This is a genomic window from Bacteroides sp. UBA939 (genome assembly GCF_002293435.1).
Classification (GTDB): Bacteria; Bacteroidota; Bacteroidia; order Bacteroidales; family Bacteroidaceae; genus Bacteroides.
In genome coordinates, this window is record NZ_DBDF01000001.1 from 11,314 (window position 1) to 26,651 (window position 15,338).

17 protein-coding genes and 1 tRNA gene are annotated in these 15,338 nt (G+C 41.0%); 10 read left to right on the forward strand and 8 right to left on the reverse strand.

All coding sequences use genetic code 11. The annotated features are described in order from the left end of the window. Positions 1 to 117 precede the first annotated feature (117 nt). From pfkA to porQ, 4 genes are all read right to left on the reverse strand, one after another. Complete coding sequence (pfkA, locus tag B2Z67_RS00050; RefSeq protein WP_291527767.1) at positions 118 to 1,098, reverse strand: 6-phosphofructokinase; 981 nt, start codon at positions 1,096 to 1,098, stop codon at positions 118 to 120. Positions 1,099 to 1,171: 73 nt separating this feature from the next. After that, a complete protein-coding gene (locus B2Z67_RS00055) occupies positions 1,172 to 2,068 on the reverse strand; it encodes a 4-hydroxy-3-methylbut-2-enyl diphosphate reductase (RefSeq protein WP_291527768.1) in 897 nt (298 codons plus the stop codon). 218 nt (positions 2,069 to 2,286) lie between these two features. Beyond that, positions 2,287 to 2,976 (reverse strand): (d)CMP kinase, encoded by a 690-nt coding sequence (cmk, locus tag B2Z67_RS00060; RefSeq protein ID WP_291527769.1) that lies wholly within the window; start codon positions 2,974 to 2,976, stop codon positions 2,287 to 2,289. 26 nt (positions 2,977 to 3,002) lie between these two features. Further along, positions 3,003 to 3,968: a type IX secretion system protein PorQ gene (porQ, locus tag B2Z67_RS00065; RefSeq protein WP_291527770.1), complete on the reverse strand. Its 966-nt coding sequence runs from the start codon at positions 3,966 to 3,968 to the stop codon at positions 3,003 to 3,005. Between the two features lie 212 nt (positions 3,969 to 4,180). On the opposite strand from porQ, the gene B2Z67_RS00070 reads away from it, so the two are divergent. The 9 genes from B2Z67_RS00070 to B2Z67_RS00110 all read left to right on the forward strand — a co-directional run bounded on the left by B2Z67_RS00070 (position 4,181) and on the right by B2Z67_RS00110 (position 10,126). Next, on the forward strand, positions 4,181 to 4,867 hold the full coding sequence (locus B2Z67_RS00070) for an energy transducer TonB (protein WP_291527771.1): 687 nt from the start codon (positions 4,181 to 4,183) through the stop codon (positions 4,865 to 4,867). 74 nt (positions 4,868 to 4,941) lie between these two features. After that, a complete protein-coding gene (locus B2Z67_RS00075) occupies positions 4,942 to 5,916 on the forward strand; it encodes a polyprenyl synthetase family protein (RefSeq protein WP_291527772.1) in 975 nt (324 codons plus the stop codon). A gap of 17 nt (positions 5,917 to 5,933) precedes the next feature. Beyond that, positions 5,934 to 6,647, forward strand: coding sequence for a hypothetical protein (locus tag B2Z67_RS00080; protein WP_291527773.1), 714 nt, complete (start codon positions 5,934 to 5,936; stop codon positions 6,645 to 6,647). Beyond that, the gene (locus tag B2Z67_RS00085) at positions 6,644 to 7,423 is read left to right on the forward strand and encodes a TatD family hydrolase (RefSeq protein WP_291527774.1); all 780 of its coding nucleotides are present in this window, start codon (positions 6,644 to 6,646) and stop codon (positions 7,421 to 7,423) included. Before B2Z67_RS00080 ends, B2Z67_RS00085 begins: the two co-directional genes overlap by 4 nt. 162 nt (positions 7,424 to 7,585) lie before the next feature. After that, a tRNA-Ser gene (locus B2Z67_RS00090) sits at positions 7,586 to 7,675 on the forward strand. Between the two features lie 80 nt (positions 7,676 to 7,755). Continuing rightward, positions 7,756 to 8,541, forward strand: coding sequence for a MotA/TolQ/ExbB proton channel family protein (locus B2Z67_RS00095; protein WP_291527775.1), 786 nt, complete (start codon positions 7,756 to 7,758; stop codon positions 8,539 to 8,541). A gap of 5 nt (positions 8,542 to 8,546) precedes the next feature. Beyond that, positions 8,547 to 9,032: a hypothetical protein gene (locus tag B2Z67_RS00100; RefSeq protein WP_291527776.1), complete on the forward strand. Its 486-nt coding sequence runs from the start codon at positions 8,547 to 8,549 to the stop codon at positions 9,030 to 9,032. A gap of 36 nt (positions 9,033 to 9,068) precedes the next feature. Then, positions 9,069 to 9,662, forward strand: a complete 594-nt coding sequence (locus tag B2Z67_RS00105; protein ID WP_291527777.1) for an ExbD/TolR family protein — start codon at positions 9,069 to 9,071, stop codon at positions 9,660 to 9,662. Continuing rightward, positions 9,662 to 10,126 (forward strand): ExbD/TolR family protein, encoded by a 465-nt coding sequence (locus tag B2Z67_RS00110; protein ID WP_291527778.1) that lies wholly within the window; start codon positions 9,662 to 9,664, stop codon positions 10,124 to 10,126. Before B2Z67_RS00105 ends, B2Z67_RS00110 begins: the two co-directional genes overlap by 1 nt. Positions 10,127 to 10,430: 304 nt before the next feature. Here the strand turns inward: B2Z67_RS00110 and B2Z67_RS00115 are convergent, their stop codons facing one another. Further along, on the reverse strand, positions 10,431 to 11,708 hold the full coding sequence (locus B2Z67_RS00115) for an IgA Peptidase M64 (protein WP_291527779.1): 1,278 nt from the start codon (positions 11,706 to 11,708) through the stop codon (positions 10,431 to 10,433). Between the two features lie 331 nt (positions 11,709 to 12,039). Here B2Z67_RS00115 and B2Z67_RS00120 point away from each other — a divergent pair, with 331 nt between their 5' ends. After that, positions 12,040 to 12,519, forward strand: coding sequence for an Lrp/AsnC family transcriptional regulator (locus tag B2Z67_RS00120; protein WP_291527780.1), 480 nt, complete (start codon positions 12,040 to 12,042; stop codon positions 12,517 to 12,519). Between the two features lie 2 nt (positions 12,520 to 12,521). Here B2Z67_RS00120 and B2Z67_RS00125 read toward each other — a convergent pair whose 3' ends face one another. From B2Z67_RS00125 to cls, 3 genes are all read right to left on the reverse strand, one after another. Then, entirely contained in the window at positions 12,522 to 13,010 is a 489-nt protein-coding gene (locus B2Z67_RS00125; protein WP_291527781.1) for a dihydrofolate reductase, read from the reverse strand. A 213-nt stretch (positions 13,011 to 13,223) separates the two neighbouring features. Next, complete coding sequence (locus tag B2Z67_RS00130; RefSeq protein WP_291527782.1) at positions 13,224 to 14,018, reverse strand: thymidylate synthase; 795 nt, start codon at positions 14,016 to 14,018, stop codon at positions 13,224 to 13,226. A 100-nt stretch (positions 14,019 to 14,118) separates the two neighbouring features. Beyond that, positions 14,119 to 15,303, reverse strand: coding sequence for a cardiolipin synthase (gene cls / locus B2Z67_RS00135; RefSeq protein ID WP_414630758.1), 1,185 nt, complete (start codon positions 15,301 to 15,303; stop codon positions 14,119 to 14,121). Positions 15,304 to 15,338 lie beyond the last annotated feature (35 nt).

The window sequence follows — 15,338 nt, forward strand, 5'->3', positions numbered from 1 at the left end:
ACGGGATATATGCGGTGCGCGAACCATATATATGCGGTGCGCGAACCATATATATCCCGTACGTGAACCATATATATGCGGTGTAAACGCCGCATATTGGATGTGATTTATCCTGACTTAAATGGATAATTCTCTCAATACACTTACCAGTTCTCTCTTAATAGGCTTGTCGTTCTTGATAGCTTTTGCGAAAGGTACATATACCACTTCATCATGTTCGATACCGATCATTACGTTTCGCTGTCCTTCCATAATTGCATCAATAGCAGCAGCACCGAGCCGGCTGGCAAGGATACGGTCGTGAGCCGTAGGGCTTCCACCACGTTGCAAGTGCCCAAGGATGGTTACGCGTACGTCATATTGGGGGTATTCATTCTTTACACGTTCTGCATAATGCATGGCTCCGCCTGTCAGTTCACTTTCAGCTACAATTACGATACTACTGTTCTTGGATTTACGGAAACCGTTCTTGATGAACTCTTCCAATTGGTCTACTTCCGTACTGAATTCCGGAATAATGGCGGCTTCCGCACCTGATGCAATGGCGCCGTTCAAAGCAAGAAAACCGGCATCACGTCCCATTACCTCCACGAAGAACAGGCGCTCGTGGGAAGTTGCGGTATCGCGGATCTTATCTACTGCATCCAGAATGGTGTTTAAAGCGGTATCATAGCCGATAGTGGTATCCGTGCCGTATAAATCATTGTCAATAGTGCCCGGTAACCCGACACACGGTACATCAAACTCTTGTGCAAAGATGCGTGCACCTGTCAGTGAGCCGTCGCCACCGATGATAACCAAGGCGTCAATGTCTTCTTTCTTCATGTTATCATAAGCTGTCTGGCGTCCTTCAGGAGTGGTAAATTCTTGACAACGGGCAGTCTTCAGGATTGTACCGCCTAATTGTATAATATTACTCACATTCTGGCTTTTGAATTCTTTGATTTCACCGGTTACCAGACCCTTGTAACCTCTATATATACCTTTTACTGCGAGTCCATTGTAAATAGCAGAGCGCGTTACCGCACGAATCGCTGCATTCATTCCCGGAGCATCTCCTCCGGATGTTAAAATACCTATACACTTAACTACTCCCATAACAATCTTTTAGTTTGGTGTTAATAATTGCTGCAAATATAGTAAAAACTGAGGGGCTGCCTGATATTTGACGTTAATTTCTTATTTCAAAGCGGTGACTTGTATCCTGAAGTCGCAGTTTGATAGCCTTGGATATTTCTTCCATTAACCATTTGGGAGTGGAGGTAGCCCCGCATATTCCGATAGAGTCAGCTCTTGTGAGCAGGGAAGCGTCTATTTCTTCGGCATTATCTATCAAATGAGAATTGGGGTTGACTTTCCGGCATTCACTGAATAGCATTTTCCCGTTAGAACTCTTCTTCCCGCTAACAAAAAAGACCAGATCGTGTGAGGCGGCAAACTTCCGTATGTTTGGAATACGGTTGGCTACCTGCCGGCAAATGGTATCATAATATTCGAATGTGACGTTAGGGGAAATATGTTCTTTGATATATTCCACTATTTTCTGAAATTCGTCCAGCGATTTCGTGGTTTGCGAATATAAACGAATACTTTTACTGAAATCCAGCTTCCTAACTTCTTCCAGTTTTTCTATCACAATTGCTTTCCCGGTAGTTTGCCCTACTAATCCAAGTACTTCTGCATGGCCGGTTTTCCCATATATGACAATTTGCTTGTCTTCATTATTCTCTTGAGTGTATTCTTGCTTGATTTTCTTTTGCAGGCGGAGTACCACAGGGCAGGTGGCATCTATGATTTCAATATTGTTGCGACGCGCTATTTCGTAGGTTTCAGGGGGTTCGCCGTGGGCACGCAACAATACTTTGGCATGGTGCAGATGGTTGAAATCGTTATGATTGATAGTGGTAAGCCCCATAGCTTTCAGACGTTCTACTTCGCGACTGTTGTGTACAATATCTCCCAGGCAGTATAAGATACCACCTTTCGCCAACTCTTCTTCAGCTTTGTTTATTGCGGTAACTACTCCGAAACAAAAACCGGAGCCTTCATCTATTTCTACTTTTACCATAACTTAAAAAGTTGATTTAGTAATGATTAAAGAATAACTTGGTACACATTATGACGGCACTGATGAGATACAGTCCCTTTCTTTCATCAAAAACTGTCCCAACTTATTTTTTACGCTTACTTAAAGCAAGAAACTGTTTTGAATTTATTCCTAATTATTTTTATCGGTCTCTTTAGCGTTTGTTTCAACACAGTTTCTAAGGCTACACCCTTTTGCGTTTATTCATTAACTACTTTGTTGAATTGTTCTTCCAACCATTCTTTTTGCTGGAAAATAGTCATGTCGGTGTTGTCTAATAACAGCGCATCATCCGCCTTGCGTAGTGGGCTTACTTCGCGGTTTTGATCAATGAAGTCCCGTTGCCTCATATTTTCCAGTATTTCGTTAAAGCTGACTTTTTGCCCTTTGTCTTTCAATTCCTCGTAGCGGCGTTGCGCACGTATCTCAGGTGTCGCTGTTACGAAAATTTTTAGCTCAGCATCCGGAAATACAGTAGTACCGATATCTCGTCCGTCCATGACAATCCCTTTATTCTTTCCCATTTCCTGCTGTTGTGCTACCATCGCTTTACGTACAAACTCCAAAGCGGCAATGGGACTGACGCGGAAGGCAACTTCCATACTTCGAATCTTATCTTCTACATTTATTCCGTTTAAATAAGTATCCGGACGCCCGGTCTCTGGATTAAGTTGAAAGGATATGTGAATGTTCCCTATTTCTTTTTGAAGTTTTTCCGTATTAATTTGATTTCCCTGAAAAATACCATGTTCCATGCTATATAAAGTAACGGCACGATACATGGCGCCACTATCTATATAAATATAACCTATTTCATAGGCGAGATCTTTTGCCATAGTACTTTTCCCACAAGAGGAAAAACCGTCGATTGCGATAGTTATCTTTTTCATTTTCTTTTTGATTATGCTATTATATATTATAAGGTATAAGACAAATTAAAAATAAGCGAGGATGAACTTACATGGTATTTGGCGTATGCCATGTCTAATTTCAACCGTTTCAACCGAATTCCCATGCCACAGGAAAACCCTGCCCAATGACTGGAACCGTTTATTTTCATTTCTTCTCCGCGACGAAAATTATATCCCGCTGCTATATAAAAGTTGTTGGTCGGAAGAAAATCAATGCCCAAAGCTATGTGATTTAACAATTTCTTTCCGAAATTGTTTGTTGCCATAACCGGAGCGTTCCAATGTGTGAGATCGTGAAGAGTGAAGGAGAACCGGAATGGAGCATGTGCCAAACCTTTGCTGAAACCTAACTGCACGTCAACGGGTAATTCCTCATGTCGCTCTTCGAATGTTTTAAGTTGTCCTCCCAGATTACGGGTAACCAATGAAGCGGAGAAGTCAGACTCCTGATGGTAATAGTTTAAGCCCAAATCAACACCGATAGCAAATGAAGAGTATTTATCGTAATGAGAATAGATAAAGTTGGTACGCACACCACCACTCCAGTAGTCGCTTAAATCGTATGTATATATGCCTGATATGGAAATATCCTTGGCTGAAAATGTACCGGTTTCGATATTCTCTTCCGTAGTTTCTTTCATCTCTCCGTAATCTACGTATTGGGTGGTTACCGCCCAGGTAGAACGTTTACCTATGGAACGGGCAAATGCAGCTCCGGCCACATTTATTCCATCCATATAAAGCATATAATTAAGATTCAGAGTCTTGTCGGCTACACATGAAAGAAGAGCGGGATTCTGAACAGCCATTGTCAAATCATCTTCTATAATAGAAATATTTTCTCCCCCTAATGCTGAAGCATGGGAAGAAAAGGGTAATTTTAAAAATAAGAAAGCATCAGTACCATCCTGTGCCCGCAAGGTGGGTAGAAACAAGAGGAATAACACTGCTATAAAAGACTTTTTGAACATTCCATTTTAAAATTAGTGCCAAAGATACGATATTTTTAAAATATCTCGTTATTTTTGTGCCACAAAAGCATAAGTGCATTTCTAAAGGATTAAAAAAATTAAAATGCGAGTGGATTGTATTAAAAATAATAGTGCAATTCATGTATCTACATAAAAAGTAGTATATTTGCCCATAGAAAAGTATAAACGAGAAACACTAAAAAATAATAATTATGGAAATTAAGAAAACACCTAAAGCTGATTTGGAGAACAAGAAGTCGACATGGATGCTTGTTGGTTATGTTGTTGTACTCGCTTTTATGTTTATAGCATTTGAGTGGACAAAGCGTGATATCAAGATTGATACAAGTCAAGCTCTCTCTGATTTGGTTTTTGAAGAGGAAATGGTTCCTATTACAGAGCAAGAAGAAAAAGTGATTCCTCCTCCTCCGGAAATAGCTCCGATTGCCGAAACACTGGAAATTGTGGAAGATGACGCTGATGTAGAAGAGACGGTTATTGCTTCTTCTGAAGAAACCGGTGCTGCTGTTGAAATAAAGTATGTGCCTGTAGCGGTTGTTGAAGAAGAACCGGAAGAACAAACCATTTTTGAAGTGGTAGAAGAAATGCCTGAATTCCCGAATGGTGGTATGGCCGGTTTGATGCAATTCTTAAGTAAGAATATCAAATATCCGACTATTGCACAGGAAAATGGAACGCAAGGACGTGTAACAGTACAGTTCGTGGTTAACAAAGACGGTAGTATTGTAGATGCTAAAGTATTAAGAGGTGTTGACCCTTATTTGGATAAAGAAGCCCTTCGTGTGATTGGTACAATGCCGAAGTGGAAGCCAGGTATGCAGCGTGGTAAACCTGTACGCGTTAAGTACACTGTGCCTGTAATGTTCAGATTGCAATAATATATCTAAATAATAGAAGAGGCTGCCTGAAGCAGCCTCTTTTTATTCCTACTGTTCGTTAATTCACTACTACTATGTTTGTAGCTTCCGAGCTTCTCGAAAAGTTTAATTCTCATATTGCTAATTTAAGGTTTACGCGTACCCCGAGAGGACTGTATGCTCCGGTTGAATATGTTTTATCCCTGGGAGGAAAACGAATTCGCCCTATACTAATGTTGATGGCTTACAATCTGTATAAAGATGATGTAACTCGCATTTATGATCCGGCTACGGGGATTGAGGTATATCATAATTATACCTTATTGCATGATGACCTGATGGATCGTGCTGACCGTCGTAGAGGAAAAGAAACTGTTCATAAAGTATGGAATGATAATACAGCGATTCTTTCCGGGGATGCAATGTTGGTACTTGCTTATCAATTTATGGCAGGATGTCCTGCTGCTTTCCTGAAAGAGGTAATGGACCTGTTCAATTTGACGGCTCTTGAAATATGTGAAGGGCAACAGATGGATATGGAGTTTGAACAACGAAGTGATGTTGCAGCAGAGGAGTATCTGGAAATGATTCGCCTGAAGACAGCCGTTTTGTTGGCAGCAAGTCTAAAAATCGGTGCTTGTTTGGGTGGCGCTTCGGAAATAGATGCCGATAGCTTATATGATTTCGGTATGCATATAGGAATTGCCTTTCAACTGAAAGATGATTTGCTGGATGTATATGGAAATACTGCTGTATTCGGAAAGAATATAGGTGGGGATATTCTCTGTAACAAGAAAACTTATTTGTTGATTAAAGCATTGGAACACGCTGATGTAAATCGGCGTGAGCAATTGGAGTATTGGATACATGCTACTACTTTCCAACCGGACGAGAAGATTGCAGCAGTGAAGCAAATTTATGATCAGATTGGCGTGAGGGCGATTTGTGAAGAACAAATATTGCTGTATAGCAGGCGTGCAATGGAAAGTCTTGCAACGGTGAATGTCTTGGAAGAGAAGAAAGAAGAGTTGAAAAGAATAACAGAAAATCTGGTGCGCAGAGAGTTATAACGGTATTTCTAAGAATTATGCCTTATAGAAGATTACCAAATACGGATCAAGCAAGGATACGGGCACTGAAAGCAGTGGTTGTAAAAGCTGATATTTATGATGTCTATGATTTGGCGGTTTCTTTGAAAGTATTGACTGAAACTCGGAATTTCCTTACAAAGTTTGAAGCTGCGCAGTCTTATTATTCCCAGTGTTTTGAACGTCAATCGCAGGCTGGACATAAGCATCAGGCTAATGTCCGGATGGCACGGTTGTATATTTCTCATTTTATTCAGGTACTGAATTTAGCGATAATTCGTTCGGAAGTTCGTGCCGCGTATAAGTCACACTATGGTTTGCCGGCTGATAGTACGAATGTGCCGGACTTATCAACAGAAGCGGCGTTAGTGGAGTGGGGACGTAAAATCATAAGTGGAGAAACAAAACGAATTTCGCAAGGAGGAGCCCCTATATACAATCCTACTATCGCCAAAGTTAAAGTACACTATGATATCTTTACAGACAGTTATGACAGGCAAAAGAATTTGCAGTCTTTGACCGCACGTAGTTTAGAAACCCTTTCTGCTATGCGGGACACTGCTGATAAATTGATATTAGATATATGGAATCAAGTGGAAAAAAAATATGAGAACGTTTTTCCTAATGAAAAGCGTTTGGATTTATGCCGTGATTATGGTTTGATATACTATTATCGTACCGGTGAAAAACGGAAAGAAGAAGTAACCAAATGAGACTGGTAGATACGCATTCCCATCTTTTTTTGGAAGAATTTACGGAAGACTTGCCACAAGTCATTGAACGTGCCCGTACTGCAGGAGTTACGCATATTTTTATGCCCAATATTGATAGTACTACGGTGAAACCAATGTTAGCCGCTTGCAATCTATATAGAGAGTACTGCTTCCCTATGATTGGATTACATCCGACTTCTGTTAATGAAGGTTATGCTAAAGAATTGGAGATACTGCGTCATGAATTGGAAACTTCCGAAGGATATATAGCCATAGGTGAGATTGGGATGGACCTTTATTGGGACAAAACTTATTTGAAAGAACAGGAGTTTGTATTGGATAAGCAGGTCAATTGGGCGTTGGAATATGATTTACCGGTAGTGATTCATTGCAGGGATGCTTTTGATTATATATATAAGGTGTTGGAACCTTATAAAAAAACTTCTTTGAAAGGCGTTTTTCACAGCTTTACAGGAACTGCTGAAGAAGCAGCACGAATATTGGAATTCTCCGGGTTCTCTATTGGAGTCAATGGTGTGGTTACTTTTAAGAAGTCTGGACTTCCGGAAGTATTGCAAGGAATCCCTTTGGAAAAGATTGTGCTTGAAACAGATTCACCATACTTGACCCCTATGCCTAACCGGGGTAAGAGGAATGAGAGCGCATATATAAAGGATACCCTGATGAAGATTTCCGAGATTTACCACATGCCTCCGGAGGAGGTAGGAAACATTACTTCAGAAACCGCTTTAAAAGTGTTTGGAATACCCAAATAAGATATTGAAGAATTTAAAGTTTATTAATTTTGAGATTTTATTAGGGATAAAACAGGGATAATGAAGTACGAGAACGAAAAAAAGAATACATTTGTAGCTGAAAACGCTGGTGGTTCGCATTTTTTTTGTAATTTGCAGCCGATTTTGAAGAAGGCGTCTATTGGAGAGATGCTCGAGTGGTTGAAGAGGCACGCCTGGAAAGCGTGTATACGCCAAAAGCGTATCCGCGGGTTCCGAATCCCCGTCTCTCCGCAATATGAGAGAAAGAAACAAGAATAATAAACGTAATAAATAATTTAATTAATTAATTAATCTTAAAAATTAGACACACAATGAAAAAGTTATTTGCAATTGTTGCTGTGATGGGAGTCTTAACATTTGGCTCAACTCAATTTGCTCAGGCTCAAGATGCTCCTGCAGCTGGACAAACAGAACAAGTGGCTTCTGCCGGTGCTGCTGGCGTAGAAGCTGAAGAAGGCGGTATTCACAAAGAAATTAAAACCAAGTTTATTGAAGGTACTGCATCTTTCATGAGTTTGGTTGCTATTGCTTTGGTGATTGGTCTTGCATTCTGTATTGAGCGTATCATTTATTTGAGTTTGGCTGAAATTAACACTAAGAAATTCTTAGCTGCTATTGAAGCTGCTTTGGAAAAAGGCGATGTAGAAGCTGCTAAGGATATTGCTCGTAACACCAGAGGTCCTATTGCTTCTATCTACTACCAAGGCTTGATGAGAGTTGATCAAGGTATTGATGTAGTTGAAAAGTCAGTAGTTTCTTACGGTGGTGTACAAGCCGGTTATTTGGAAAAAGGTTGTTCTTGGATTACGCTGTTCATCGCAATGGCTCCGTCTTTAGGATTCTTGGGTACTGTAATCGGTATGGTACAAGCATTTGATAAGATTCAACAAGTAGGTGATATCTCTCCGACAGTTGTAGCAGGTGGTATGAAAGTTGCCTTGATTACGACTATTTTCGGTTTGATCGTTGCTTTGATTCTGCAGGTATTCTATAACTATATCCTGTCTAAGATCGAAGCTTTGACCAGCGAAATGGAAGATTCTTCTATTTCTCTGTTGGATATGGTTATCAAATATAACTTGAAATACAAAAAGTAATCAAAATGGCTAAATTATCATATAAAGTATCATACTATGTACTGTACTTATTGATTGCCGCCATCTTAGTGGTATTGGGATTGTTCTACTTCGGTGGAAATGCCAAAGATGGTGCAGTACTTATAGGGGTTGACCCTGAAATGTGGCAGCCGGCGCAAACAGATACCCTGTTGTATTTGATGTATGGTTTGTTGGGTTTGGCTGTTGTTGCAATGGTAGGTGGATTTATCTTGCAATTCGGTAGCGCATTGAAAGATAATCCCGTAAAGGCTTTGAAGTCTTTGGTTGGTGTAATCCTTCTGGCTATCGTTATGGTTGTTGCTTGGTCAATGGGTAGCGGAGAACCAATGGCTATTCCAGGATATAGTGGAACAGATAACGTTGAGTTCTGGCTGAAAGTGACTGACATGTTCCTTTATACTATCTACTTCTTGCTGGGTGCAACTGTCCTTGCAATGTTATTCAGTAGTATTAAAAAGAAAGTATCATAATCAATTGAGGAAACTCAATTTAATGGAGTAATTATAATGGCAAAAGGAAAAAGAAAAGTTCCTGATATTAACTCAAGTTCTACGGCGGATATCGCTTTCCTGTTGTTGATCTTCTTCTTGATTACGACTTCTATGGATACGGACCGTGGTTTGGCAAGACGTTTGCCGCCACCACCCGATTCAGAACAAATAGAAGACGAACCTGATAAGGTGAAAGAGCGCAACGTAATGACGGTATTCTTAAATATGAATGACCAACTTATGTGTAGCGGCGACTATGTAAGCGTAGAACAATTGAGAGGTAGAGCAAAAGAATTCATTGCTAACCCGTATAATGATGAAAATAAACCGGAAAAACATGCTAAAGATGTTCCTTTTTTCGGTACTATGCAGATTACGGAAAAGCATGTAGTTTCTTTGCGTTGTGACCGTGGTTCTTCATACAAGGCATATCTGGCTGTTCAGAATGAATTGGTAGCCGCTTATAATGAGTTGAGAGACGAATTAGCTCAGGAGAAGTGGGGGAAGGACTATGTTGCTTTGGGCGAAGATGAACAAAAGGCAATTCGTGAGATTTATCCTCAGAAGATCTCTGAGGCAGAACCTAAAAAATACGGAGAAAAGAAGTAATGGGAAAATTTAATAAAACTGGTTCACGTGAAATGCCTGCGTTGAACACTTCTTCTCTACCTGACCTTATTTTCACCTTGTTGTTCTTCTTTATGATTGTAACAACGATGCGTGAGGTAACGTTAAGAGTTGAGTTTAAGGTTCCGCAAGCTACAGAATTGGAAAAATTGGAGAAGAAATCTTTAGTTACGTTTATCTATGTAGGAAAACCTACTGCTGAATTCCGTCAAAAATTAGGTAATGAAAGCCGTATTCAGTTAAATGATAACTATGCTGAAGTTGCTGAAATTCAAGATTACATTATTGGTGAACGTGCCAGTATGAAAGAGGAAGATCAGCCGCAGATGACTGTTTCTTTGAAAGTAGACCAAGATACGAAAATGGGTATTGTAACAGATATCAAAGAGGCTCTTCGTAAAGCTTATGCATTGAAGATTAACTATTCTGCGCAACCGCGTCAGTAAGAAGTTGAATCGAATTATATAAAATAGGGGTGCTTGTTCAGCAAGCACCCCTATTTTTTTAGGCTTTTACGCTATATACTTTGGAACAAGTAGAAAATGTTGTTGGTGATCTGTTTAAAGCTGATTCAAATACTATTTGAATTACTTAGTAGTAGTGTATAAACTACTACTAAGTAATTGACTGACTACTACTAAGTAGTTAGCCAACCACTACCGCACAAAGCTGAAATAGCCAGTTTCAATGAACCTGCGGAAGCGTATTAACTCGCAAAAGTCATTAATAATTATCGTCTAACTCTTTGCTTTATTTGGTATAAAAATCAATCAACCGCTGTAATGCCCGCTGGCATACGGGGCAGAATGTAGGATAATTATTGGTACGCATACGGCAATAATCCGCAGGGCGATAGACTCCTTTAAACGAATAACCTCCCCCTTCATATACACCTACCGGATATTTAGCTTGTTGGCTAACAGGGGTAGGGACAGGTGTACCTTTAACAAGCATGTCTTTCCATTTTGAAGCAAAATCTACGCAGGTTGTTATGTTTTGTTCCCAAGGTTCCGTATCTAATGGATAGATATCCGTCAGAATATCATTTTCGTAAAAGTATTCATCTGCCAGCCCGCCGAAGCTATGTCCGAACTCGTGCACAACAACAGGACGAAATGTCGGGTGATGTGCAGTAGTCAGAGTGTATGCGTTGTATATGCCACCACCGCCATATTCTTTAGTATTGGCAAGAATGATGATGTGTTCGTATGGTATTCCCGCTAAGGCATCGTGTATGGATTTTACGCGAGGTGTAGTCAGATAACGGTCTGAATAGAATGTACTGAAATGAGAATTGAAAGCTGTGTGTTTCCATTCATCTAACCGGGGAACACTTACACCGCTGTCCTCGGACGGACTGGCAACTGCTATGATGTTAAAACGATCCTTCATACTTTTGAATGGTTCATGGGAAAACAGGCTTTCGCAGGCAATTTCAGCATCTTGATGGAATGTATCCATTTCTTCCGGCGTGTAACCCTCTGCAAGAATAGCTACATCTATATATTTGTCCGAAGCCCCATTGCGCAATAAATATTTGTGCGGGGTGATATGCGTTACTCCTTTTTTATGGATAAGTATATCATCCGGTTTCACGGTATGCTTCAATCGGGCGCATATCTCTTTTCTCGGATTGAGAAGAGTTATTTCTATTTCAGCATGACGAAGCGGGTAGGGGAGCAGGAATGTATTTTCAAAACCTTTGCTTACAGTTTTGGCTTCGTCTGTATCTAACCATTCCTGAAAGAGAGAGGAAAACGACGTTTTATAAATCGTTTTTCCACTTTCTAAGTCTTTCATAATGATTTGCCCATTGCCTTGCAATGGCAATTCTGCCAGATGATGATGTCTGCCTGCCCAAGATGGAAGTATGGATAATTCATCCAGGCATATATTCTGTTGTGATGCATCTCCGGTAAAGATGTAATCGACCCGCAGAGTTTTATCTGCAAAATAATCACTGTAGTTTTGTGCATGGCTTGTTATGGTCATTATCATGCACAATACAAATACAAGGCGTTTTTTCATGATAGTTTGATTTTGTAGTTGCGGCAAAGATACAATCTTTACTGATAAGAGCAGTACAGAATGTAATATTATTTTAGGAACGGAATACGCGGGTTTCACGGATTTTCTTTCTAAGTAATCATAGCGTAGCAATTAGTCCGTGAAATCCGCGTAATCCGTGCCTAAAATATTACCATCCGAAAGGTTACTGTTACTTGTGAGTACCGGCTTCCTCTTTTTAGCAAGAAAAGTTATAAATCGTATTTTTATTGAGGGAAATTTCGCTAACTTTGCATATTGTCGTATGAAAATATAGTAAAACAATAGTTGTTTATTAATTCTAAGATTAGAAATGGGACATCATCAATTGGATACTTTAGACGAGCAAATTCTGAAACTAATAGCAGATAACGCCCGCATTCCTTTCCTTGAAGTGGCGAGAGCCTGTAATGTATCCGGCGCAGCCATTCACCAACGCATACAGAAACTGACAAACTTGGGTATATTAAAAGGTTCGGAGTATGTAATCGATCCGGAGAAAATCGGTTATGAGACTTGTGCTTATATTGGCATTTATCTGAAAGACCCTGCAACTTTTGATTCAGTGACAAAATCGCTTGAGGCTGTTCCTGAAATAGTGGAGTGTCACTTTACAACGGGTAAATATGATATGTTTGTCAAACTCTATGCGCGCAACAATCACCATTTGCTGAGTATTATCCACGATAAGCTGCAACCGCTGGGACTGTCGCGTACTGAAACTTTGATATCCTTCCATGAAGCTATCAAACGGCAAATGCCGATAATGGTGGAAACGGTGGATGAAGATTAGGCTTATTTGCGAACGTAATCGACAAAAGCATAAGAGCAGAGATGCTTCTCATCTGCCGGATGAGTCTCTCTGCTTTTTTCATGCCAGATACTAAGGTCGACTGCCGGAAAGTATGCGTCTACTTGTGGCGCTTCGGCATCTATCTCCGTCAGACAAAGCATATCGGCAAAAGGTATTGCCTGTTTGTAGACGCTGGCTCCACCTATAATATATACTTGTTCTTCCGGTTTACAGCTTCGCAAAGCTTCTTCAAGAGTAAGAAAGACTTCCGTTCCGGGGCATTGAGTGCCGGGACTGGAAGATAATACAACGTTCCTGCGATTGGGCAGCGCACCTTTGGGTAAGGATTCAAACGTTTTTCTTCCCATGATAATTGTGTTTCCTGTGGTCAATGTCTTGAAGCGTTTCAAATCATCGGGAAGCCAGAACAATAGTTTATTCCGGAAGCCAATACCCGATTGGCGGTCTACGGCAGCTATAATACTAATCATACGATATGGGATAATTATACCTAAATTTATAATTTATATTGTTATGAGCCTGCTCAGGTGAAGGTCTTCAAAAATTAAAGCTATTATCTTTAAAATCATTATCTTTCATCCGCAGATTACGCAGATTACGCTTACTTAGTTGAATTTCAATCCGCGTTATCTGCGGATGAAAAATGTCTTCTTTCCAAATGGGAAATAACACGCTTCCTAACATTATACAGCGACCTTTCCTGCAATGTGCGGGTGCGGATCATAATCTGTTAACTCGAAATCCTCATACTGAAAGTCGAAGATACTTTTTACGTCCGGGTTGATGTTCATTTGAGGTAGCGGACGCGGTTCGCGCGAAAGTTGCAGTTTCACCTGCTCCAGATGATTCAGATAAATATGGGAATCACCCAATGTATGAACAAAATCACCCGCTTTCAGTCCGGTAACCTGCGCCATCATTTGCAGCAACAAAGCATAAGATGCTATATTGAAAGGTACACCCAGGAAGATATCTGCACTACGTTGGTAAAGTTGCAGGCTCAATTTCCCGTTTGCGACGTAAAACTGGAAAAAAGCATGGCAGGGAGGCAGTTTCATGTTATCGAGGTCGCCCACATTCCAGGCGCTGACAATGATACGCCGGGAGTCTGGGTTATGAAGAATAGTTTTCACTGCTTCGGAAATCTGATCAATTGCTCCTCCCTTATAGTCAGGCCATGAGCGCCATTGATAGCCGTAGATGTGTCCCAAATCTCCATTCTCATCCGCCCATTCGTTCCAGATGCGCACTCCGTGGTCTTGCAGATACTTGGCATTCGTGTCTCCTTTGAGAAACCACAATAATTCGTATATGATAGATTTCAGATGTAATTTCTTGGTAGTCAGGCAAGGGAAACCCTCTTCCATATTGAAGCGCATTTGATGTCCGAACACACTGATCGTTCCGGTTCCGGTACGGTCTTCTTTATGAATGCCTTCCGTCAAAACGCGATTGAGTAAATCTAAATATTGTTTCATTGTTGCAGGTTACAAATTATGAATGACATGATGGGCAATCGTTTTTGCCTTGCCAAAGGTAAGTAAACTTCAGCAGATAGAAGAATTTCCAAATCAAAAATTAGAGGAATGGGGTGAACAGGTTGCCTACCCAACCTACGAACTTCTTCCAGCCGGAGCGCTTTTTCCATACCTCGGGGGTCAGAAGCGTACTGTTTTGTTTGTCGTACTCGAACATTTCGTTGAGCTGCCGGGTTATGTCCCGGTCAAAGATAAAGGCGTTGGTTTCGTAGTCATACCGCAGGCTGCGACTGTTGAGGTTGGCAGTACCTACGGTACAGAAACTTCCGTCCACCATCATAATCTTGGAATGATGGAAACCACCGTTGAAGAGATAGACTTTGGCGCCCTTCTGCATTAGTTTGTGCACGATGTGGAAAGAGGCATCCGGAGTAAAATGAATATCGGAAACGGCGGGTATCATTATTTCTACTTCCGTCCCTTTTTTCAATGCGGTTCTAATAGCTTGCCTGATGGACTCTGTCGGAACGAAGTAGGGATTTACAATTTGTATGCTGTGTTGCGCTGCCTTGATGGAGGCGGCATACGCATGGCTGATAGCGCGGGGAGTTTCGCGGGGAGTGCGGTCGACGATTGCAATTTCCTTGGATATGCTGTCGGGAAGTTCCGGTATGTCGGGGAAGTACTCCGGCCCGCCGATGTGTTGTTTCGTTTCCCGGTTCCACATTGTGAGGAAAATGCCTTGCAGATAGCGTACGGCATCTCCTTTGATACACATGTGCATATCATGCCATTCCCCTATCTTACGAAGTCCGGTGATGTAATAGTCTGCAATGTTCATGCCTCCGGTATATCCTACCTTTCCGTCAATCACTACAATTTTCCGGTGATCGCGATGCATGGCATGATTAATCCACGGAAATGTTATCGGGTCGAACTTCGTAATCTCAATTCCGCGTTTGCGAATGGACTTCAGGTGTTTTTTCTTCAGTGGTTTGTTGTTTGACCAGTTGCCGAATGCATCGAATATAGCGCGTACTTCTACGCCTTGCTGTACCTTCTCTGCCAAAAGGTCGAACAGGGCGTTTGCTATGGAGTCGTTTCGGAAATTGAAGTATTCCAGATGAATGTGATGTTGGGCTTGTCGTATTTCTTCGAAGAGGTCAATGAACTTTTCCCGTCCGCTCATCAGTAGTTTCACTTCGTTGTTGTCAGTGACCGGAACTCCTTGCTGTTGGAGATAATGCATCACAAGCGAATCACTGGATATGACTTGCGCATGGATATTTCCAATAAGAGATAATACGGATAGTAATATAC